General features: G+C 63.2%; 24 protein-coding genes. 21 read left to right on the top strand and 3 right to left on the bottom strand.

What is annotated here, in order from left to right:
- Nucleotides 1-48 precede the first annotated feature (48 nt).
- Entirely contained in the window at nucleotides 49-957 is a 909-nt protein-coding gene (locus EZV60_RS10835) for an AAA family ATPase (protein WP_135505347.1), read from the bottom strand.
- 195 nt (nucleotides 958-1,152) lie between these two features.
- Here EZV60_RS10835 and EZV60_RS10830 point away from each other — a divergent pair, with 195 nt between their 5' ends.
- The 16 genes from EZV60_RS10830 to EZV60_RS10765 all read left to right on the top strand — a co-directional run bounded on the left by EZV60_RS10830 (nucleotide 1,153) and on the right by EZV60_RS10765 (nucleotide 14,716).
- On the top strand, nucleotides 1,153-2,118 hold the full coding sequence (locus EZV60_RS10830) for a phosphoadenosine phosphosulfate reductase (protein WP_135505345.1): 966 nt from the start codon (nucleotides 1,153-1,155) through the stop codon (nucleotides 2,116-2,118).
- A gap of 46 nt (nucleotides 2,119-2,164) precedes the next feature.
- Nucleotides 2,165-3,202: a dihydroorotase gene (gene pyrC / locus EZV60_RS10825; protein WP_135505343.1), complete on the top strand. Its 1,038-nt coding sequence runs from the start codon at nucleotides 2,165-2,167 to the stop codon at nucleotides 3,200-3,202.
- 50 nt (nucleotides 3,203-3,252) lie between these two features.
- Nucleotides 3,253-3,927: an orotate phosphoribosyltransferase gene (locus tag EZV60_RS10820; protein WP_135505341.1), complete on the top strand. Its 675-nt coding sequence runs from the start codon at nucleotides 3,253-3,255 to the stop codon at nucleotides 3,925-3,927.
- A gap of 227 nt (nucleotides 3,928-4,154) precedes the next feature.
- Complete coding sequence (locus EZV60_RS10815; protein ID WP_135505339.1) at nucleotides 4,155-5,630, top strand: replicative DNA helicase; 1,476 nt, start codon at nucleotides 4,155-4,157, stop codon at nucleotides 5,628-5,630.
- Nucleotides 5,631-5,787: 157 nt separating this feature from the next.
- Complete coding sequence (gene alr, locus EZV60_RS10810) at nucleotides 5,788-6,825, top strand: alanine racemase (RefSeq protein WP_135505337.1); 1,038 nt, start codon at nucleotides 5,788-5,790, stop codon at nucleotides 6,823-6,825.
- Nucleotides 6,822-7,607, top strand: coding sequence for an MlaE family ABC transporter permease (locus EZV60_RS10805; protein ID WP_210115083.1), 786 nt, complete (start codon nucleotides 6,822-6,824; stop codon nucleotides 7,605-7,607). Before alr ends, EZV60_RS10805 begins: the two co-directional genes overlap by 4 nt.
- Nucleotides 7,604-8,350, top strand: coding sequence for an ABC transporter ATP-binding protein (locus tag EZV60_RS10800; protein WP_135505335.1), 747 nt, complete (start codon nucleotides 7,604-7,606; stop codon nucleotides 8,348-8,350). The genes EZV60_RS10805 and EZV60_RS10800 overlap by 4 nt, the downstream gene beginning before the upstream one ends.
- A gap of 83 nt (nucleotides 8,351-8,433) precedes the next feature.
- On the top strand, nucleotides 8,434-8,886 hold the full coding sequence (locus tag EZV60_RS10795; protein WP_135505333.1) for a paraquat-inducible protein A: 453 nt from the start codon (nucleotides 8,434-8,436) through the stop codon (nucleotides 8,884-8,886).
- A 133-nt stretch (nucleotides 8,887-9,019) separates the two neighbouring features.
- Nucleotides 9,020-9,793: a DNA repair protein gene (locus EZV60_RS10790; RefSeq protein ID WP_135505331.1), complete on the top strand. Its 774-nt coding sequence runs from the start codon at nucleotides 9,020-9,022 to the stop codon at nucleotides 9,791-9,793.
- A 66-nt stretch (nucleotides 9,794-9,859) separates the two neighbouring features.
- On the top strand, nucleotides 9,860-11,224 hold the full coding sequence (gene radA / locus EZV60_RS10785) for a DNA repair protein RadA (RefSeq protein WP_135505329.1): 1,365 nt from the start codon (nucleotides 9,860-9,862) through the stop codon (nucleotides 11,222-11,224).
- Nucleotides 11,225-11,248: 24 nt separating this feature from the next.
- On the top strand, nucleotides 11,249-11,809 hold the full coding sequence (locus EZV60_RS10780) for a CvpA family protein (protein ID WP_135505326.1): 561 nt from the start codon (nucleotides 11,249-11,251) through the stop codon (nucleotides 11,807-11,809).
- Between the two features lie 146 nt (nucleotides 11,810-11,955).
- Complete coding sequence (locus EZV60_RS19555) at nucleotides 11,956-12,066, top strand: Hint domain-containing protein (RefSeq protein ID WP_425353567.1); 111 nt, start codon at nucleotides 11,956-11,958, stop codon at nucleotides 12,064-12,066.
- A 66-nt stretch (nucleotides 12,067-12,132) separates the two neighbouring features.
- On the top strand, nucleotides 12,133-12,273 hold the full coding sequence (locus tag EZV60_RS19100) for a hypothetical protein (RefSeq protein ID WP_167853507.1): 141 nt from the start codon (nucleotides 12,133-12,135) through the stop codon (nucleotides 12,271-12,273).
- A 32-nt stretch (nucleotides 12,274-12,305) separates the two neighbouring features.
- Nucleotides 12,306-12,752 carry a DMT family transporter gene (locus tag EZV60_RS10775; RefSeq protein WP_135505324.1) on the top strand — a complete coding sequence of 149 codons (447 nt, stop codon included), beginning with the start codon at nucleotides 12,306-12,308 and terminating at the stop codon, nucleotides 12,750-12,752.
- A gap of 120 nt (nucleotides 12,753-12,872) precedes the next feature.
- The gene (purF, locus tag EZV60_RS10770) at nucleotides 12,873-14,324 is read left to right on the top strand and encodes an amidophosphoribosyltransferase (protein ID WP_135505750.1); all 1,452 of its coding nucleotides are present in this window, start codon (nucleotides 12,873-12,875) and stop codon (nucleotides 14,322-14,324) included.
- Nucleotides 14,325-14,452: 128 nt separating this feature from the next.
- Complete coding sequence (locus tag EZV60_RS10765; protein WP_245306272.1) at nucleotides 14,453-14,716, top strand: pilus assembly protein PilP; 264 nt, start codon at nucleotides 14,453-14,455, stop codon at nucleotides 14,714-14,716.
- On the opposite strand, the gene EZV60_RS10760 is transcribed toward EZV60_RS10765, so the two are convergent.
- Nucleotides 14,713-15,147 (bottom strand): PaaI family thioesterase, encoded by a 435-nt coding sequence (locus tag EZV60_RS10760; RefSeq protein WP_135505322.1) that lies wholly within the window; start codon nucleotides 15,145-15,147, stop codon nucleotides 14,713-14,715. The genes EZV60_RS10765 and EZV60_RS10760 overlap by 4 nt on opposite strands.
- Before the next feature lie 24 nt (nucleotides 15,148-15,171).
- Between EZV60_RS10760 and EZV60_RS10755 the strand changes: the two genes are divergently transcribed.
- The 5 genes from EZV60_RS10755 to gluQRS all read left to right on the top strand — a co-directional run bounded on the left by EZV60_RS10755 (nucleotide 15,172) and on the right by gluQRS (nucleotide 20,324).
- Nucleotides 15,172-15,993: an enoyl-CoA hydratase gene (locus tag EZV60_RS10755; RefSeq protein ID WP_280952589.1), complete on the top strand. Its 822-nt coding sequence runs from the start codon at nucleotides 15,172-15,174 to the stop codon at nucleotides 15,991-15,993.
- Between the two features lie 159 nt (nucleotides 15,994-16,152).
- Nucleotides 16,153-17,454: a cytochrome-c peroxidase gene (locus tag EZV60_RS10750; protein ID WP_135505318.1), complete on the top strand. Its 1,302-nt coding sequence runs from the start codon at nucleotides 16,153-16,155 to the stop codon at nucleotides 17,452-17,454.
- A gap of 38 nt (nucleotides 17,455-17,492) precedes the next feature.
- The gene (gene trmFO / locus EZV60_RS10745) at nucleotides 17,493-18,857 is read left to right on the top strand and encodes a methylenetetrahydrofolate--tRNA-(uracil(54)-C(5))-methyltransferase (FADH(2)-oxidizing) TrmFO (RefSeq protein ID WP_135505316.1); all 1,365 of its coding nucleotides are present in this window, start codon (nucleotides 17,493-17,495) and stop codon (nucleotides 18,855-18,857) included.
- A 13-nt stretch (nucleotides 18,858-18,870) separates the two neighbouring features.
- On the top strand, nucleotides 18,871-19,488 hold the full coding sequence (locus tag EZV60_RS10740; RefSeq protein ID WP_135505314.1) for a class I SAM-dependent DNA methyltransferase: 618 nt from the start codon (nucleotides 18,871-18,873) through the stop codon (nucleotides 19,486-19,488).
- Nucleotides 19,485-20,324, top strand: coding sequence for a tRNA glutamyl-Q(34) synthetase GluQRS (gene gluQRS, locus EZV60_RS10735; RefSeq protein ID WP_135505312.1), 840 nt, complete (start codon nucleotides 19,485-19,487; stop codon nucleotides 20,322-20,324). The genes EZV60_RS10740 and gluQRS overlap by 4 nt, the downstream gene beginning before the upstream one ends.
- A gap of 16 nt (nucleotides 20,325-20,340) precedes the next feature.
- Here the strand turns inward: gluQRS and prfB are convergent, their stop codons facing one another.
- Entirely contained in the window at nucleotides 20,341-21,471 is a 1,131-nt protein-coding gene (prfB, locus tag EZV60_RS10730) for a peptide chain release factor 2 (protein ID WP_135505310.1), read from the bottom strand.
- Nucleotides 21,472-21,521: the final 50 nt, after the last annotated feature.

The following is a 21,521-nucleotide window of genomic DNA, read 5'->3' as shown; positions in this document are numbered from 1 at the left end:
GGGGGCTCTGCCCCCGGACCCCCGAGGTAGTTCGGGCCAGATGAAGCACTACGCAGGCTCCAGGCTTGCCCGCGCCTCTTCAAGAAGACGCTTGGCCTCGGAACCCTGCAGCTTGACGATGTCGTCCTGGTATTTGAGGATCGCCCCGAGCGTATCGGCGATGACCTCGGGGCTGAGTGAGATAACGTCGAGCGCCAGCAGGCACTTGGCCCAGTCGATTGTCTCGGCCACGCCGGGTTTCTTGAACAGGTCTTCGGTGCGCAATTTCTGGACAAAGGCCACGACCTCACGGCTGAGCGCCTCTGCGGCTTCCGGCGCGCGGGCCTGCAGGATTTCGATCTCGCGGCTGAAATCCGGGTAATCAACCCAGTGATACAGACACCGCCGCTTGAGCGCGTCATGCACTTCGCGTGTGCGGTTCGACGTCAATACGACGATCGGCGGCTCCGGCGCGGAAATGGTGCCCAATTCGGGTATCGTCACCTGAAAATCGCTCAGCGCCTCCAGCAGAAATGCCTCGAACGGTTCGTCGGTCCGGTCAAGCTCGTCGATCAGAAGAACCGGCGGTCCGCCCTCCTGCGTGCGCATGGCCTCAAGCAAGGGGCGTTCGATCAGGAACTCTTCCGTGAAAAGCTCATGCGTCAGCGTGGCGCGGTCGACGCCGCCAGCGGCTTCCGCCGCCCGGATCGCGATCATCTGCTCGGCAAAATTCCATTCGTAGACCGCAGACGAGGCATCGAGCCCCTCGTAGCATTGTAAACGGATCAGCCGTCGTCCGAGACCTGCCGCGAGCGCTTTGGCGATTTCGGTCTTGCCTGTACCGGCCTCGCCCTCGAGAAAGAGTGGCCGTCCGAGACGCAGCGCGAGATAGACAACCGTGCCGAGCGCCCGGTCGCAAACATAGCCTTGCGCCGCCAGCATTGCCTGTACGTCGTCGATAGAAGTGAATGTGCTCATCAGGCCTCCTCACGGATCAGAACTGCATGCGTCCGGCCCGGCGTCAAGGCCCGTGGTGGTTGCGCCGGCTTTCGCTGTCTTTCGGCGGTCGCGCCAAAACCTCTTTAATTTACCAAAATTTCGCCCAGATTTCCGCATAGCGTCGAACACGAAAGAAGCCGTGGTCAAGCGGCGCGATATCTTGAGGACCGAGCGATGACCGCCGAGTATTCCAAAGCGCTGGACACGGCTTTGAATGGCCTGGATTGGGCCGATTGGCTTGATCGACTAGACGAAGCCACGGATGCCGACGGATATGTCGAACGGCTGGGCGCATCGCATGGCGCGATCTTCGTGGAACAGAACGCCACTCTGCTGGTCAGTTTCGAACCATTTGAGTCGCTGCGTGTTCTGACGCCGGAGTCGCAGCCGATGGGTTGGCAACTGGCCCGCGCGCTTGGCTGGTCGCATCTTTGCCTGGCCTGTCACGGCGAAACCTGGTTCCGAGACCCGCGTGTCTTCGGCTATTTCGACCGTCTCGTCGATGACGGTTTTTTCGAGGAATTCGACCAGGTCATCTTTTACGGCGCGGGTTCCTGCGGCTATGCCGCGGCCGCGTTTTCGGTGGCCGCGCCGGGTGCAAAAGTACTCGCGATCCAGCCGCAGGCCACACTCGATCCGCGCATGACCGAGTGGGATGATCGTTTTCGCGCCATGCGTCGGACGGATTTCTCGACTCGTTATGGATATGCACCGGATATGCTCGATGCAGCCGACGAAGCTTTTGTTCTTTACGATCCGGAAATCGAGTTCGACGCAATGCACGCGGCCCTCTTCGCGCGTTCGAACGTCACACGGGTCCGCATGCGGTTCATGGGCGCGCGCCTGGATCGCGGCCTGCTCCGGATGAACCTGCTGTTGCGGATGCTGGCGCAATTGAGCGCCGGCAAGCTGTCGGCGTTCAGCCTTGCTCAGCTTTTCCGGGCTCGCCGCCGGGATGTGCCCTATCTCAAGGCCGTCCTCAACCGGCTGGAAGATGACGGGCGACTGCGGCTCGTCGCGCGTCTGACGCAACATGTCCTGCGCACCACCCCGGGGCCGCGGTTCCGCCGCAGCCTTCGTGCTGCCTACGAGCGCGCCGAGGAATTGGGTATCGAGATGCCCCCACGCGAAGCCGACTAACACCGCGTCTGGATCAGACCGCGGCGCTGGTGTAAAGCGCTGGAACATGACCCTGACCTTAACCCTGCCCCGCCCCGACGACTGGCATCTACACCTGCGCGATGGCGCGGTGCTGAAGGCCGTTCTGCCCGAAACAGCCCGCCATTTCGCGCGCGCGATCATCATGCCTAACCTTGTGCCGCCGGTGGTGAGCGCCGCAGATGCGGCGGCCTATCGCGATCGCATCCTCGACGCGCTGCCGGAAAAGATGGCTTTTACCCCATTGATGACCCTCTACCTTACGGAGGATTCAGACCCGGAAGATGTGACGTCGGCACACGCCTCGGGTCTGGTGACGGCGGTCAAGCTCTATCCTGCGGGCGCCACGACCAACTCGGCGTCCGGCGTTCGGGATTTCACCCGGGTGCGCGGTGTGCTTGAAAAAATGGCCGAAATCGGTCTGCCGCTTTGCGTTCATGGCGAGGTAACCGATGCCGAGATCGACATTTTCGACCGTGAGGCCGTGTTCATCGACCGCGTGCTCGATCCGCTGCGGCGCGCCACGCCGGGACTTCGCGTGGTGATGGAGCATATCACCACGAGCGACGGCGTTGCATACGTCAAATCCGCGGCTGAGAACCTCGGCGCCACAATCACGACGCATCACCTCGTGATCAACAGAAACCATATCCTGGTGGGCGGGATCAGGCCGCATTACTACTGTCTGCCTGTGGCCAAGCGCGAAGAACACCGTTTGGCGCTGAGAGAGGCGGCAACCTCAGGCGACCCGCGCTTCTTCCTCGGCACCGACAGCGCGCCGCATACCGACCCGAACAAGGAAACGGCCTGCGGATGCGCGGGCTGCTTCACTGCGACGAACACTCTTTCGATCCTCGCCGAAGTGTTCGAGCAAGACGGTGCGCTTGACCGTCTGGCCGGTTTTGTTTCGGAACACGGGCCACGGTTCTACGGGCTGCCGGTCAACGAAGACACGATCACGCTCAGCAAGGGCGATCCCGTCACCTACCCGGAAAAGATCGACACCGGCAACGGCCCGATCACGCTTTTCGATCCGCAAATGCCGCTGCACTGGCGCGTGACCTGACCGATCTTCTTTTTCCCAAAATTCCGACCTCCGCCACGAAGGACCCCGCCATGATCCCCGCGACCTACCCTGACCAGAAAGAAATCGCCCGGCTGACCGCGCGAATGCTTTTGGAAATCGAGGCGGTGCATTTCAATGCCGAAGAGCCTTTTATCCTCGCCTCCGGACTGCCGAGCCCGACCTATATCGACTGTCGCAAGCTCATCTCCTTCCCGCGCATCCGCGCCACCCTGATGGATTTCCTAACCATCACCGTCATGCGCAACGCCGGGTTCGAGGCCTTCGACAACGTCGCCGGCGGCGAAACGGCTGGCATTCCCTTTGCCGCATTGGTGGCCGAACGCATGGCCTTGCCAATGACCTATGTTCGCAAAAAGCCCAAGGGCTACGGTCGCAACGCCCGCATCGAAGGCGCAATGACGGAAGAGGAGCGTGTCCTTCTGGTCGAGGATCTCACGACCGATGGCGGCTCGAAGCTCAGCTTCGTCGATGCGATCCGCGAAACCGGCGCGACCTGCAGTCATACGGCGGTGATATTCTATTACGGAATTTTCCCCGACACGCTCAGAACACTTGGTGATCACGGGGTGGAGCTGCATTACCTTTGCACTTGGTGGGATGTCCTCGAAGAGGCGCGCGCGCAGGGCAGCTTCTCGGCGGCCACGTTGGACGGGGTAGAATCGTTCATGCGTGATCCACGCGCTTGGCAGGCCGCGCGCGGCTGATCCGATCCACCTCGTCTGCCGTAGCAAAAAAATAACCTTGCGTCATTGCGGCCACGCTTGCATTCCTATGATCGACACCGGCCACAAAATCTTGACGCTTTGCTGCTTTGTAATCCAAGATGTGGACGATGGGAGATATCCACAGGCAATCCACACAAACATACCATTTGCCCGGTCGGCGCGCGCTTTTGTAAAGACGGCACCCACAGGCACATGGGGGATGAGCGATGAACGAGGTCACGAGCTTCAACGCCACAGGCACGGATGCAATGCCGCATTCGATCGAGGCTGAGCAGCAGCTTCTGGGCGCGATCCTGACCAACAACGATGTCTATGACCGCGTTGCGAGCATCATCCAGCCGCATCATTTTTACGATCCCGTGCACGAACGCATCTACGAAGTCGCTGCGGCGCGCATCGCCAAGGGAAATCTGGCCTCTCCCGTGACGATCAAAACCTTTCTCGAAGATGACGAGGGCCTGAAAGAACTGGGCGGCCCCGCCTATCTTGCTAAGCTGGCAGGCGCCGCGATCTCCGCTTTCGCAGCCCGCGATTACGCTCAGATGATCTACGACATGGCGATCCGGCGCGAACTAATCGGGCTGGGCCACGAAATCGCCGATCACGCCACCCGCGCCGATGTCGATTCAGAGCCGCGCGATCAGATCGTCATGGCCGAGCAAAAGCTCTACAAGCTGAGTGAGCAAGGGCAGTCGGAGTCAGGATTTCAAAGCTTTCTCAAGGCAGTAACAGACGCAGTTAACGTCGCGAACGCGGCTTATCAGCGCGATGGCGGGCTGGCCGGCGTTTCGACCGGCCTGATCGATATGGACAAGAAACTGGGCGGATTGCACAAATCCGACCTGCTGATCCTCGCCGGGCGCCCGTCGATGGGCAAGACGTCACTTGCAACCAACATCGCCTTCAACATCGCCAAGGCCTACAAGCGCGGGCAGCGCCCCGACGGCAACGAGGGCGCGATCGAAGGTGGGGTCGTGGGTTTCTACAGCCTGGAAATGAGCGCCGAACAGCTCGCCGCGCGGGTCCTTTCGGAAGCGTCCGAGGTGCCGTCCGAACAAATCCGCCGGGGCGACATGACAGAGGGCGAATTCCGGCGCTTCGTCGAGGCTGCCAAGACACTCGAATCCTGCCCGCTTTACATCGACGACACGCCTGCCCTCCCAATCAGCCAGCTGGCCGCACGCGCACGGCGGCTGAAGCGGACGCACGGTCTCGACGTGCTCATCGTGGACTATCTGCAACTGGTCCGCCCTGCCTCGGCCAAAGATAGCCGGGTAAACGAGGTGTCCGAAATCACTCAGGGCCTCAAGGCTATCGCCAAAGAGCTCGATATCCCCGTGATCGCCCTGTCGCAGCTCTCGCGACAGGTGGAAAGCCGCGAGGACAAGCGCCCGCAACTGTCGGACCTGCGCGAATCCGGCTCGATCGAACAGGACGCCGACGTGGTGATGTTCGTCTTCCGCGAGGAGTACTATGCCGAGCGGGAAAAGCCGGGCGACGACCAGCTGGACAAAATGGCCGAATGGCAGGCCCGGATGGAAAAGCTGCATGGCAAGGCCGAAGTCATCATCGGCAAGCAGCGTCACGGTCCCATCGGCACCGTCGAGCTGAGCTTCGAGGGCCGCTTCACCCGGTTCGGTAATCTTGTGAAACCTTGGCAGCAGGGCGATCAGGAGTTCTGAGCTCGATCCGCTCTGAAGCAGCGCGCCTGCATTTTACCGGTTCTTCAGAACCCAAAGCGGGGTCGTCACAGGTCACTTTTTCGCTCTGTGAGTTTAGACGCCGCCTGCAGCCGGTTTTCGCTTGACCGTTCAAGACTTCCTGTCAAAACCCCACCCCATGAGCACCGGCAAACTTACCATCGACCTCGATGCCCTCGTGGCCAACTGGCGCGCACTTGATGCGCGCACATCGTGCGAAACGGCCGCCGTGGTCAAGGCGGACGGCTACGGGCTTGGCATGGCTCGTATGGCGCGTGCGCTGGCCAAGGCCGGAGCGCGGCAATTTTTCGTCGCCGTCGCAGAAGAGGGCGCGGCCCTGCGCGACGCGCTCGGACCAGGGCCTGCAATCCACGTCTTTTCCGGTCACATGGCGGGCGACGCGGACATGATCGGCGATCTGGGTCTTATCCCAATGATCAATTCTCTCGATCAGCTCATTCGACATGTCGAGGCCCTGCCCGGCCACGGATTCGGCATTCAGCTCGATAGCGGCATGAACCGTCTCGGGATGGAGCCGGCGGAATGGGCCGCAGTGCGCGAGGTGGCGCTTGGCCAGTCGCCGGCGCTGATCATGAGCCATCTGGCCTGTGCCGACACACCCGATCATCCGATGAACGCCGCGCAACTGGCGGCCTTTCGCGAAATGACCGTCGAGACCGGTGTGCCGCTGTCGCTGTCCGCCACCGGGGGTATCCTTCTGGGCGAGGAGTATCATTTCGACCTCACGCGGCCCGGCATCGGGCTTTACGGCGGCCTGCCCTTCAAAGATGCGCAGCCGGTCGTCACGCTCGACATCCCCGTGATCCAGACGCGCCTGCTGGAACCCGGCGAAACGGTCGGCTACGGCAATACCTTCACCGCCAAACGGGAAACGCGGATCGCCACGGTTTCGGCGGGATATGGCGACGGAATCCACCGCATCATGGGGCCTAAAACGGTACTCTATGCCGAAAACACGCCCTGCCCCGTCGCGGGACGCATCTCGATGGACCTGATCGGCGTGGATGTCACCGAGCTTGGGTTCGAACCCAAGAGCCTGCGCCTGCTGGGGGCCGAGCAGGGTGTCGATGATCTGGCGTGCAACGCTGGCACTATCGGTTACGAAATTCTAACTGCCCTCGGCCCACGTTACGATCGCCGGTATATCGGCGGATGAGCGTGGTTTTGTCGCCTCTCGCCGCGCTCGGACGCAACACCTTGGCAGGTCTCGCGGTTCTCGGGCGCATCTGCAGCTTCGCGGTGACGGCCTTCAGCCATATTCTGCGCCCGCCCTATTACCCGCGCGAGGTGATGCACGCGCTGCTACAGATCGGCTGGCTTTCACTTCCGGTTGTGGGCCTGACGGCGATCTTCACGGGCGGCGCCCTGGCCCTACAGATCTATGCCGGCGGGGCGCGCTTCAACGCTGAGGCGGTCGTGCCGCAGATCGTGGCCATTGGCATGGTGCGCGAACTTGGCCCGGTCCTCGTCGGCCTGATGATTGCGGCGCGTGTGACCTCGTCCATCGCCGCCGAAATCGCGACCATGAAAGTAACAGAGCAGATCGATGCACTCGTGACGCTCTCGACTCATCCGATGAAGTACCTCGTTGCGCCGCGTGTGCTGTCCGCGCTTCTGACCGTGCCGCTGCTGGTGGGCGTGGGCGACATCATCGGCATTCTGGGCGGGTATACCGTGGCGGTTCAAAAGCTCGACTTCAACGCCGCGACCTATCTTCAGAACACCGTCGATTTCCTGGAGATGCGCGATATCGCCTCGAGCCTGGTCAAGGGCGCGGCCTTCGGCGTGATCGCCGCTGTCATGGGCTGCTATTTCGGGATGCATTCCGGACGCGGCGCCATGGGGGTCGGGCGTGCGACGAAAGGCTCGGTACAGGCCGCGGCGATCCTCATTCTCGCGGCGAATTTCGTGCTCACGGGGGTGTTCTTCTCGGTATGATCGAACTGCGCGATGTGCATAAAGCGTTCGGATCCAACCGGGTCCTGCGCGGCGTGAATCTCAGGATCGAGTCGGGCACGTCGATGGTCATCATCGGCGGGTCCGGCACCGGCAAGTCCGTCGCCTTGAAGTGTATCCTTGGTCTGATACAGCCCGACAGCGGTCTGATCACGCTAGATGGGCAGGACGTGACCACCGGAGACCGGGACGCGTTTCTTGCGCGGTTCGGCATGCTCTTTCAGGGTGGCGCTCTTTTCGACTCGCTGCCTGTCTGGCAGAACGTCGCCTTCCGCCTGCTGCGCGGTTCGCTCAAGCGACCCCGCGACGAGGCGCGCGAGATCGCCATCGAGAAACTGCGCCGTGTGGGTCTGAAGCCGGAGCAGGCCGATCTTTTCCCGGCGGAACTGTCGGGCGGCATGCAGAAACGCGTGGGCCTCGCCCGCGCCATCGCCGCAGAGCCGGAAATCATCTTTTTCGATGAGCCCACGACGGGACTGGATCCGATTATGTCGGGTGTCATCAACGAACTCATCCGCGAAATCGTGGTCGAAATGGGCGCCACGGCCATGACCATTACCCATGATATGACCTCCGTGCGGGCCATCGCAGATAACGTGGCGATGCTGCATGACGGGGTGATCCAGTGGACTGGGCTGGTCGCCGACATGGATCAGTCCGGCGATCCCTATCTGGAACAGTTCGTGACCGGCTCGGCGGAGGGGCCGATCGAGGCGGTGCGATGACCCGCATAATCGCGACGGCATACGCGGGTGCCAAACGCGGTGTAACCGGCTAGGCTGTGGATCAGTCGGCCGACGGATCCGCCATGATCAAATACCTCAACCTTGCTCTTCTGGTTCTTTATCCCGTGGCCTGGTTCGCGCCCCTGATGCGCGCGGGCCTCCTGCCGCTCTTCGGGCTGGAGGAAATCTCCGTTATCACCGGGTTGCAAAGGCTTTGGGAGAGCGATGCCGTTCTCGCACTCCTCGTGACGTTCTTTGCGCTTTTCGCGCCTTACACCAAGACGATTGGTCTTGCGCTCATTCACTTCGGCCTGCTCCGCCGCAAGGTTCTGCCCGTGCTGCAGATCCTCGGCAAGCTCGCCATGGCCGATATTTTTCTCATCGCGCTTTACATAACCGTCGCCAAGGGAATCGGCGTCGGGCGGATCGAGACGGCATGGGGCCTCTATCTTTTCACCGCCTGTATTCTGATCTCTCTGGTGCTTGGCATGCTGACCGAAAAATCTGGACGAAAGGATCCGACTGTCGCCCGCTGAGAAACAGTATGGCGGAACGCGTGGCAAAGTTCTTCGGATCAGGACGGTAAGGTTCAAAATATCTTTAGGCGAAATGCCGCGCATTGCGTACACTTAACGATGTTTTCCGGGGTACGCTTTCTGGGGGGAAGTGATGTCCGATACCGTTCGGTCCGCCATTTTTTTGGTTCAATTTGTCTTACAGCGCCTTGCGACACTCGTTTTTCTGCTTGTTGCTCTTGGCCTGATCGTCGCCACTGGCCTTGCGGTGGCCGGTATCTGGCCATGGCTCGAGATGCCGCTGGCCTTCGGCGGCACGGTCTATCCGCAGGCGGGTCTCGCGGTGCAATCCTGCGTCACGCTTCTGGCGGTCCTCTTGTGTATCTACCTGCCGACCAACGCCCGGATCATGGCGCTGGAAAACTCTCATCGGCGTTTTCACATCGGCATGGCCGATGTGGCGCGCGCCTATGCCGCCGCTCATGCGGCGGACCGCGCGGGCATGTTTCAGGTTCAGTCGGAATTCGACGCCGTGCGTGAACGGCTCGCCTATATGCGCGAGCATCCCGATCTGGAAAGCCTCGAACCCCAGATCATGGAAGTGGCGGCGCAGATGTCTTTCCTGAGCCGCGAACTGGCCGAGATTTATTCCGACGACAAGGTCGACCGCGCCCGCGCCTTTCTCAAGCAGCGCCAGCAGGAGATCGAGCTTTTCAACCGCCGGATCGACCATGCCAAGGCCGTCACGCTGCGGTTAAAGCGATGGGCCGAGGATGTGGAGCTTGAGGAAAGCGTCGCCGTCAGCCAGCTTCAGCGCCTGCGCGAAGATCTGAGGGATATCCTGCCCGAATTGGGCTACCGCGAGGTCGAGACACTCGAAGGGGCATCGGTGGTGAACCTGCAGCAACCGGCCAAAGCAGCGGAATAATACGCCCATTGCGCTGCGCGCGCGAACGGGTTTGACCTGGCCTGACGGTTGGGGCATGACCCGGCCATGGCAAAACCCGCATCCTTCTCTTGTACAGCCTGTGGCGCCGTCCATTCCAAATGGTCCGGGCGGTGCGAGGCGTGCGGCGAGTGGAACACGATCATAGAGGATGCGCCGCTGTCGACCGGGCCCAAAGGCAAGTCCCTCGGGGCCAAGCGCGGCCAGGCCATCGTGCTTTCGGACCTCGCGACCGAAGAGACGCCGCCGCCGCGCACCCGGTCGGGCATGGACGAGCTTGACCGCGTTCTGGGCGGCGGGCTTGTACCCGGCTCTGCAACTCTGGTGGGCGGCGATCCCGGCATTGGCAAATCAACGCTTCTACTTCAGGCCGCGGCGCGCTTTGCGCAAGCCGGATTGCCGGTGATCTACGTGTCGGGCGAAGAGGCGAGCGCGCAGGTGCGCATGCGCGCGCAGCGGCTGGGATTGGGCGAGGCTAAGGTGAAGCTGGCCACCGCCACCGCCCTACGCGACATCCTGACGACGCTCGAGGCGGAAAAACCCGGTCTTGTGATCATCGACTCGATCCAGACCATGTGGGCCGACAACGTTGACAGCGCGCCGGGGTCTGTCGCGCAGGTGCGCGCGGCGGCGCATGAACTGACGACCTTCGCCAAGCGCAAGGGGGCGTCGGTCATTCTGGTCGGGCATGTCACCAAGGAAGGCCAGATCGCCGGGCCGCGCGTGGTCGAGCACATGGTCGATACGGTGCTTTATTTCGAAGGCGAACGCGGGCACCAGTTTCGAATTCTGCGTTCGGTCAAGAACCGCTTCGGCCCCGCCGACGAGATCGGTGTTTTCGAGATGACGGGGCGGGGACTGGCCGAAGTCCCTAATCCATCAGCGCTTTTTCTCTCCGGGCGGGGCGATCCGGCGCCGGGATCCGTGGTTTTCGCCGGTATCGAAGGCACGCGGCCCGTGCTGGTGGAGATGCAAGCGCTTGTCGCGCCCACGCCGCATGCGCAACCGCGCCGTGCCGTGGTCGGCTGGGACAGCGCGCGTCTTGCGATGATCCTCGCCGTGCTGGAGGCGCGATGCGGGATTCCTTTCGCAGGATTAGATGTTTACCTGAATGTTGCGGGCGGCATCAAGATCTCGGAACCGGCCGCTGACCTCGCCGTTGCCGCCGCGCTTCTGAGCGCGAGGGAGGATACCGCCCTGCCCGCGCAGGCCGTGCTTTTCGGCGAAATTTCCCTGTCCGGCGCGCTTCGGCCGGTGTCGCAGACCGAAAACAGGTTGAAAGAAGCCAAAAAACTTGGTTTCTCCTCCGCAATCATTCCGACGGGGGGCAAACCCGGCGGGACGGGTGGCCTGACACTGACCCGCATGGGCGATTTGACAGGCTTCGTGGGCGAAATTTTCGGTGCGGGTTGAAGCACTTAGAAGGGCGAAACAGGCATGGACGGGTTTACCATCATCGACGGTATCGTGGCGCTGGTCATCGTGCTCTCCGCGCTTCTGGCCTATTCGCGCGGGCTTGTAAGAGAGGCGCTTGCGATCGCAGGCTGGGTCATTGCGGCGATCCTGGCCTTTATTTTCGCCCCGCAGGTCGAGCCGCTGGTCAAGGAAGTGCCGGTGGTTGGCGACTTTATAGCCGATAGTTGCGAGCTGAGCATGATCGCCGCCGCGACCGCCATTTTCGCCGTCGCTCTAATCGCTACATCCCTGATAACGCCGCTTTTTTCGTCGCTCGTACAGCGTTCGGCCCTGGGCGGGATCGACCAGGGGCTTGGCTTTCTCTTCGGCGTGGCGCGCGGCGTTCTGCTCGTGGCGATCGCTTATTTCGTCTACGAAACCGTCGTGACCAGCCAGGATATCCAGATGATCGACGACAGCCGGTCGGCGCGGGTCTTTGCCCGGCTGACCGACCGGGTCGAGGATGGGAATCCCGAGGAAGCCTTGGGTTGGATCACGCAGCAATATGAAGAGCTTGTCTCAGCCTGCGACGCACCGAACTGACGCGATATTTGTACAAATTGTACAAAACTTGGCGGCCGAAATAACAATTTGTACAATAATTTCGGGTTTTTTCAGTCCTCATTGCGGGACTGACCAAGCCGAATGCCAATCTTTGACTACCCAGGTTATCTCGACAGTGAAGTGATCTGGCCGGGCGGCAGCCCGAGCATTGGCGATACCATCACCTGCTCTTCGCGCGGCACGAGATCCTGCTGTCGCACGGGCTGGCTAGCGAAAGCCTTTTGGTGACGCCCTAGACGCAGCATTTGTGCGCGCTGCTGGAGGATGGACGGCGGGCCCAGGCGCGCCTGACGGACATCACGATGGCCCCCGCGCGTCCTATTCTGCCCGACAGGGAGGCGCGGTGGCTGATGCGCATGGGGCGACTGCATGGCGCGGACTGGGCAAAGCTTTGTGCGAAGACGGATGACAAGGGGCGCGCGTTTCTGTACCGCGTCGGGTGACATCGTTCCTTCTTTATCGCGCCCGGATGCCCATGCCCCAAGCCACGCTTCTTGCCTCTTTGATCATCACCATAGGTGGCGCTCTCATCGCCATGCAGGCGCCGATCAATTCCATGCTCGCCCGGCAGATCGAAAGTTCTGTGGCGGCGGCCTGCATTTCCTTCGGCGTGGGGTTTGTCGTGCTTTTGGGGATCACGCTGGCCTATGGCGACGGGGCCTCCCTGCCCCGGGTCGGCGCGGTGCCGAAATGGCTTTTGGTGGGCGGTGCGCTGGGGGCGGTCTTTGTTTGGTCGTCGCTTTGGGCGGTGCCGATCCTTGGCGTTCTGACCACAACCACCCTCTTGATCCTGGGCCAGATGACGGCGTCGCTGGCGATCGACCATTTCGGCGCTTTCGGTCTTTTGCCGCGCGAGATTTCCCTGCCCCGCGTTATGGCGGCGGTGCTGGTCGCGGCGGGGGCGGTTCTGTCGCGGTTCTGACACGACGTCACGGACAACCGGGCCTTGGATATGATAGTTTCGTGACATACCTGCCCCTAACCCCTATCTAGGGGTCCAAGCGATCAGGGATTCGGAGCTGCCGCCTTGTCCGACAACAAAATGCCCCCCGCCCATCCGTTCGATGACGACAAGCTGCGCGAGGAGTGCGGTATTTTCGGAGTGATCGGCGTGACCGACGCCGCGAATTTCGTGGCCCTTGGCCTGCACGCGCTGCAACACCGCGGCCAGGAGGCCGGCGGAATCGTCAGCCACGATGCCGAACAGGGCTTCAACTCGGCCCGGCGGTTCGGCTATGTGCGCGACAATTTCACCCGCCAGAGCCTGATGGAAACCCTTCCCGGCCCGCTGTCGATTGGCCACGTGCGCTATTCCACCGCCGGGGGCAAGGCGCCGGTCATTCGCGACGTGCAGCCCTTTTTCGGCGAATTCGCCATGGGCGGGGCCGCGATTGCGCATAACGGCAATATCACCAATGCCGACGCGCTGCGCCGGGAACTGGTCGAGCGCGGCTCGATCTTCCAGTCCAATTCCGACAGCGAATGCATCATTCACCTGATGGCGCGCAGCCTGCAGCGCACGATCCCCGAGCGGATGGAAGACGCGCTGCGCCGGGTCGAAGGCGCGTTTTCGGTCGTTGCGATGACCTCGGAAAAGCTGATCGGCGTGCGCGACCCCTTGGGCGTGCGCCCGCTGGTGCTGGGCCAGGTCGGCGATGGCTGGGTGCTGAGCTCGGAGACCTGCGCGCTCGACATCATCGGCGCGCGCTTCGTGCGGGAACTGGCCCCGGGCGAAATGGTGGTCATCTCGGACAAGGGCGTGGAAAGCCACCACCCCTTCCGCCCGCAAAAGCCGCGGTTCTGCATTTTCGAACATGTCTATTTCTCGCGCCCTGATTCGATCATCGGCGGGCAGTCGGTCTACGAGACGCGCCGCCAGATCGGGATCGAGCTGGCCAAGGAAAGCCCGGTGGAGGCCGATCTTGTCTGTCCGGTGCCCGATAGCGGCACGCCGGGTGCGATCGGCTACAGCCAGCAGTCGGGCATCCCCTTCGCCATGGGGATCATCCGCAACCAGTATATGGGCCGGACCTTTATCGAGCCGACCGAGCAGATCCGCAACATGGGCGTGCGTCTGAAGCTCAACGTCAATCGCGCGCTGGTCGAGGGCAAGCGGATCATCCTGGTCGATGACAGCGTGGTGCGCGGCACCACCTCGCGCAAAATCAAGGAAATGATCCTCGATGCGGGCGCCAAGGAAGTGCATTTCCGCATCGCGAGCCCGCCCACCGCGTGGCCTTGTTTCTATGGCGTCGACACGCCCAATCGAGAGAAGCTTCTGGCCGCGACCATGTCCGAAGACGAGATGCGCGATCACCTGGCCGTGGACAGTCTCAAGTTCATCTCGCTCGACGGGCTTTACCGCGCCGTGGGCGAGGCGCAGGGGCGCGACAACGCCAGCCCGCAATATTGCGACGCCTGTTTCTCGGGCGATTATCCCGTGGCGCCGACCGACCAGATAGAGAAGGGCTTCGAGCTCAAGGCCGCCGAATAGGCCCATCGGCGGCACGCCGCCGGTTTTTCGCCGCACTGCAGCATTATCTTGCCGATGCCCGTAGACCGGGCTTTCCCCCCAGTAACGTCCGGCATATGTCCCGCGCGCTGAGATGACGGGAAAACCAAATGGCAGACGTGACAGAAACACCGCAAGAGACGCTTGAGGCGGCCACCGAGGACAATGTGTTCCCGCGGCGCGGCCTCGCGCTTTTGGGGACGTTCCTCAAGACCGGCGGCGCGGAAGCGCTGGTCCGGACGCCCTCGGGCAATATCGAAAGCATCATGGAAGGCGACCGCATCGATGGCGCGCGGGTGATGGCCATCGGCGAAGGCGAGGTCGTACTGGCGCGCGGCGGCAGCGCAACCCGTCTGCGGATGCCCGGCGGTTAGGCCCGGGTGGCTTTGGCCGGCGGGATCGCGTAGGTCAGGCTTGCGCGCGCCACCGGCTGATCCATCCCATCCGAAAACACCAGCACCTCTCCGACAGCAAGGCTGCGGCCCAGTTTCAGAAGCCGGCAGGCGGCGACGAGATCTGTGTTCGCGGCAGGCTTGCGCATGAAGTCGATCGAGCAGTTGGTCGTGACGGTCAGCGCCTCGCGCCCGATCATGCCCAGGATGGTGATGTAGATCGCCACATCCGCCAGCGCGAAGATCGCCGGGCCCGACACCGTGCCGCCAGGGCGCAGGTGCCGCTCTCCGACGTTGAGCCGGACCGTGGCGCGCATCTCCTCGAGCTCTTCGATGGTGAAATCGTCCTTCACCTGCGGAAAAACCTCGGTCAGGAACTCCGCCACCTCGGCCGCCGACAGTTTCAGGCCCATGCTTTCCTCCTCGGTCCGTCCACGATACAAGAATCACAAGCGCAAGGGAGAGACAAGATGGCAATCCTCGAAAGACAAGATCATGGGCCCGTCGCCCGACTGACGCTCAACAGCCCCGAAAAGCTCAATGCGCTGTCCGACGACATGCTGGCCGCGCTCGCTGATACGTTCGCCGACCTGACCGAAGACAGTTCGATCCGCGTCGTCACGCTTTTCGGAGAGGGCAAGGCGTTCTGCGCGGGGCACGACCTAAAGGAAATGACCCGGGGACGGCAGGCCGAAGATGGGGGCAAGGCCTATTTCGCCGATCTTTTCACCCGCTGTTCCAAGGTGATGACGGCGATCCGCGACCTGCCCCAGCCGGTCATTGCCGCGCCGCATGGCATCGCCACGGCGGCGGGGTGTCAGCTTGTCGCGTCCTGCGATCTGGCGATTGCCGCGGAAGGCACGAAATTCGGCGTGAACGGGGTCAATATCGGGCTTTTCTGCTCCACCCCGATGGTGGCGCTGAGCCGCAATGTGCCGCGCAAGCAGGCCTTCGAAATGCTGACGACCGGCAATTTCATCGACACCGACCGCGCCCGCAAGATCGGGCTGATCAACCGCGCGGTGCCCCACCCGATCCTTGAGGCGGCGACGATGGAACTGGCCGAGACCATCGCCGGCAAGCTGGGTGCGGCGGTCAAGATCGGCAAGCAGGCCTTCTACCGTCAGCTCGAGATGGATCTCGAGGCAGCTTATGACTATACCCGCGACGTGATGGTGGAAAACATGCTCTGGCGCGACACCGAGGAAGGCATCAACGCTTTCATAGAGAAGCGCGCACCGGACTGGAACCAGAGCTGAGGCCCAGATCTGTCTTGGCCCAAGCGCCCGTCCCAGCGGCGGGTTTGCCGCGCCGTTTCCATATTCGTGCCATAGTTTTTCCACCTTTGCCATTTTTCCGCCACAGTTCCTTCGGGTAGCCTGACAGGCGGGGCACCCTTGGTGGGGGTATGTTGTACGATGCGAAGATGGGCGGCCGCTTTTGGCCTTTGGTCCCTCCAGGCCACTCTCTCTCTGGCCGCTGACCTGCCCGACCCGGCAAACCGCGTGGATTTCCCCATTCCGGGGGCCACGTCGGTTTTGCTGGGGCGCGACCTGTTTTACGACCCGATCCTGTCGGGCAATCGCAACATCGCCTGCGGCACCTGCCACAATCCGCGTTTCGGCACATCGGACGGCGTAGCGCTGTCGCTGGGGGAAGGCGCGCAAGGGCTTGGTCCGGCCCGTCACGTGCCCGTCGCGGGGTCTGCCGCCCGCCTTTCGCGGAACACGCCCGCCCTTTTCAACCTGTCGGCGGGCGAATTCGACCGGCTGTTCCACGATGGCCGTTTGGCGCGCGCCCCCGACGCGCGGTTCGGCATCGCCATGCCGGAGGGTCACCGGCTGGAACGGCCTGTGTCGCTTCTGGCCGCGCAGGCGCTTTTGCCGCTGGTCGCACCGCATGAAATGGCCGGCGAGGCCGGCGAGAACGTGATCGCCGACGCGGTCGCGCAAGGACGGATCGCGGGTTTGGACGGCGCGTGGCAAAAGTTGACCGAGCGGGTCGCGGATATTCCCGACTATCGCCGCCGCTTTACATGGCTTATCGGGCCGGACGAACCGTTGCACATCACCCATATCGCAAGCGCCCTGGCGGATTTCATCGCCTATGAGTTTCGCGCCACCGACAGCCCGTTCGACGCCTTTCTGGCCGGGCAGGACGAGGCGTTGCGCAACGAGGAACTGCGCGGCATGGCGCTGTTCTATGGCAAGGCGGGCTGCGATGCCTGCCATGCGGGCGCGTTTCAGACCGATCACCGGCTGCATGCCATCGGCGTGCCGCCGATCGGGCCGGGCAAGGGCCACGGGCCAAGGGGCCTTGCCGATCACGGGCTGGGCCATGTGACCGGGCGCACCAAGGACCGGTATCGGTTTCGCACGCCCAGCCTGCGCAACGTCGCGCTGACCGCGCCCTATGGCCATAACGGGGCCTATGAGACGCTTGCGGACATGATCCGCCACCATGCCGACCCCGGCGCGGGTCTTGCCTCGCATCCCGCCGAGGGCCCGGCGCACCCGGCGATGGAGGACGTGGACGAATTGCTGGCGGTTTATGCCGCCAACACCCTGCCCCGCGCGCCGCTCTCCGAGCTGGAGGTCGCCGCGCTGGTGGCCTTTCTCGGCGCGCTGACCGATCCGGTGTCGCGCGAGGGCCGGCTCGGCGTGCCCGAAACCGTCCCCTCGGGCCTGCCGGTGCCGGGCACCGGAGAGAACGGCAGCTGAGCCTTTCCAAATCGCCCGCGATCCCCTAGATCGGGCACATGACAGAGACACTTCATATCGTGGGCGGCGGCATGGCCGGGTCCGAGGCCGCGTGGCAGGCCGCGCAGATTGGCGTGCCCGTGGTGATCCACGAGATGCGCCCCGCAACCGGCACCTTTGCCCACCAGACCGGCGATCTTGCCGAAATGGTCTGCTCCAACTCGTTCCGGTCGGACGATGACGAACAGAACGCGGTGGGGCTGCTTCATTGGGAAATGCGTCAGGCGGGCGGGCTGATCATGCAGATGGCCGACCGGCACCGCTTGCCCGCTGGCGGCGCGCTGGCAGTGGACCGCGAGGCCTTTGCCCGCGACGTGACCGCCACGCTGCGCGCGCTTCCCAACGTGACCGTCGAGGCGGGCGAGATCACCGACCTGCCGCGCGAGGGGCGCTGGATCTTTGCCACCGGGCCGCTCACCTCGGCCGCGCTGGGACAGGCGATTGCGCGCGAGACCGGGACGGATCGGCTGGCGTTTTTCGACGCGATCGCGCCCATCGTCTATGCCGACAGCATCGACATGTCGAAGGCGTGGATGCAGTCGCGCTATGACAAGGGCGAGACCGAGGAAGAGCGCACGGCCTACCTCAACTGCCCGATGGACCGCGACCAGTACGAGGCGTTCATCGACGCGCTGCTGGCCGCCGAGAAGACCGAGTTTCACGAGGGGGAAACGGCCGGGTATTTCGACGGCTGCCTGCCGATCGAGGTGATGGCCGAACGGGGCCGCGAAACCCTGCGCCATGGCCCGATGAAACCGGTGGGCCTGACCAATCCGCATCAGCCCGATGTGAAACCCTGGGCGGTGGTGCAGCTGCGCCGGGACAACGCCCTGGGGACGCTTTACAACATCGTGGGCTTTCAGACCAAGATGAAGTACGGCGCGCAAGCGGCTGTTTTCAAGACAATTCCCGGGCTTGAGAACACAAGTTTCGCGCGCCTTGGCGGGATCCACCGCAACACGTTCCTGAATTCGCCCACGCTGCTTGATGACCAGATGCGTCTGCGCGCGCGGCCCAACCTGCGCTTTGCCGGGCAGATCACCGGGGTCGAGGGATATGTCGAATCCGCCGCCATGGGCCTTCTGGCCGGGCGACTGGCCGCCGCGGAAATCCTTGGCCGCCCTTTGCAGACGCCGCCGCAGGACACCGCGATGGGCGCGCTTATCCATCACATCACCGGAGGGGCCGAGGCGAAGACCTTTCAGCCGATGAACGTCAATTTCGGGCTTTTTCGCCCTGTGGACGGCCTAAAGGGCGGGCGACGGGGCCGTCGGGACCGCTACAAGGCCTATACCGACCGGGCCAAGGCCGCGTGGTCGGAATGGCTGCAGGGGGCAAAAATGGACATTCCCGCGCCGGTGTGATTAGCTTCGGGCCATGCCCGATAAGTTTTTCGACAAGGTTTACGACGTCAACAGCCCCGAGGACACCCGCGCGCTTTATGATGCGTGGGCGACAAGTTATGAGACCGAGGTGGCCGAGAACGCCTATGCCACGCCGGGCCGCGTGGCCCGGGCCCTGGCCGGGTATCTGGACGACAAGGCCGCGCCTGTTCTGGATTACGGCTGTGGCACGGGTCTTTCCGGGGTCGCCCTGCAGGAGGCGGGGTTTACCAATGTCGATGGCATGGACCCCAGCGCCGATATGCTGGCACAGGCGCGTCCCAAGGGCGTCTACCGCGCATTGCACGAGATGGATCTCGACGATCCCAAACCCATTCCGGCCGAGAGTTACCGCGCCATCGTCTGCGCCGGTGTCATCGGGCCCGGCGCGGCGCCGGCGGGAACGGTCGATCTTGTTCTACGCGCGCTGCCCAAGGGCGGGTATCTCGCACTGAGCCTCAACGATCACGCCATTGCCGCGCGCGAATACGAGACCGCGCTGAACCAGTGGATCGATTGCGGCGCGGCGGGCCTTCTGATGCGCAAATACGGGGCCCATCTGCCCGGTCAGAACATCAAGGCCTTTGTCTACGTGCTTGAAAAAAAGAAGTGACGTTCGCCACGCGTTTCGCCCCGTCGCCGACCGGGCCGCTGCATCTGGGCCATGCGTTTTCGGCGCTTTTGGGCCATGACATGGCGCGCGCGGCAGAGGGGCGTTTCTTGCTCCGGATGGAGGATACGGACCTGCAGCGCTCGAAGGCCGAATGGGATGCGCTGATCCTCGAGGACTTGGCGTGGCTCGGGCTGTCCTGGGACGGTCCCGTATGGCGGCAGTCGGAGCATCTGCGCGATTACGAGCCGGCCATCGCGCGGCTGGAGGAGATGGACCTGCTCTACCCCTGTTCCTGCAGCCGGAGCGACATTCAGGCCGCACAGACCGCCCCGCAGGAGGGGGTGCGCCACGATGTCTATCCCGGCACGTGCCGGCACCGCGACATGGCCAGCCGACACCCCGGTGATGCGCTACGCCTGCATCTGGACAGGACGCTGGCGTGGTTCGACGGCGCGCTGCCGGCGTTTGAAGAGACAGGCGAACGATGGGCGGGCACGCATCGCGTCGAGCCGGATTTCGCCCTGGCCCGGATCGGCGATGTGGTGGTGTCGCGCAAGGGCGAGGAGATCGTGGCCTATTTCCTGGCCTCGGCGCTCGATGACGTAACCCAGGGGATCACGGATGTGGTGCGGGGTGAGGATCTCTTTCACTTCACGCCGATCCAGGTGCTTCTGCTGCGTCTGTTGGACAAGCCTTTGCCCCGCTACCACCATCATCGGCTGATCCGGGATGACGAGGGCAAGAGGCTCGCCAAGCGGGACGACGCGCGGGCGCTGTCGCTTTACCGCGAACAGGGCAGGACGGCGCAGGATATCCGGGCGATGGTGGGGCTATAGGGCCCGGGCGCGGCTTCTAAACGTCTTCGCCCTGCGCCTCGGCGCGGGACTTGCCGGACACATCCATCGCCAAAGTGGCGGCCATGAACGGGTCGAGGTCGCCGTCGAGCACGCCCTTGGTGTCCGAGGTCTCGTGGCCCGTGCGCAGGTCCTTGACCATCTGATAGGGCTGCAGCACGTAGGACCGGATCTGGTTGCCCCAGCCCGCGTCGCCCTTGGCCTCGTGGGCGGCGCTGATCTCGGCGTTGCGCTTGTCAAGCTCAAGCTGGTAGAGCCGCGATTTCAGCGCCTTCATGGCGATTTCGCGGTTCTGGTGCTGAGATTTCTCGGAGCTTGTCACGACGATCCCGGTGGGGTGGTGGGTGATCCGCACCGCCGAGTCGGTCTTGTTGACGTGCTGGCCGCCCGCGCCGGAACTGCGGAACGTGTCCAGGCGGATGTCCGACGGGTTGACCTCGATCTCGATATTGTCGTCGACGACCGGATAGACCCAAACCGAGCAGAACGAGGTGTGCCGCTTGGCCGCCGAGTCGTAGGGCGAGATGCGCACGAGGCGGTGCACGCCGGATTCTGATTTGAGCCAGCCATAGGCGTTGTGCCCCGAGATCTTGTAGGCCGCCGATTTGATCCCGGCCTCGTCGCCGGGGCTTTCGGACTGAAGCTCGACCGTATAGCCGTGCTGCTCGGCCCAGCGGACATACATCCGCGCCAGCATGGCCGCCCAGTCGCAGCTTTCGGTGCCGCCCGCACCGGCGTTGATTTCAAGGAAGGTGTCGTTGGCGTCCGCCTCGCCGTCCAGAAGCGCCTCGAGCTCTTTCGCGGCGGCGAGCTTGGCAAGGGCGCGCAGCGCGTCCTCGGCCTCCTTGACCACCTCGGCGTCGTCCTCGGCCTCGCCCAGTTCGATAAGGCCCGTATTGTCCTCAAGCTGGGCCTTGATGGTATCATGGGTCTCGATCGCGTCGACCAGCGCCTGCCGGTCGCGCATCAGCTTCTGCGCCTTTTCGGGATCGTCCCAAAGCTGCGGGTCCTCGACGCGCGCGTTGAATTCCTCCAGCCGGTGCTGGGCCGTTTCCCAGCCCAGACGCTGGCGGAGAAGCTCCAGCGAGGTTTCGATCTCGGAGACAAGCGTTTGAATCTCGGCGCGCATTCTGGGGGTCCTTGGTCTGCTCAGAACGGGTTGATATCAAGCGTCAGGCG

It is taken from the genome of Roseovarius aestuariivivens (assembly GCF_004761875.1).
GTDB classification, from domain to species: Bacteria; Pseudomonadota; Alphaproteobacteria; order Rhodobacterales; family Rhodobacteraceae; genus Roseovarius; species Roseovarius aestuariivivens.
This window is presented reverse-complemented; position numbering and strand designations above follow the sequence as displayed.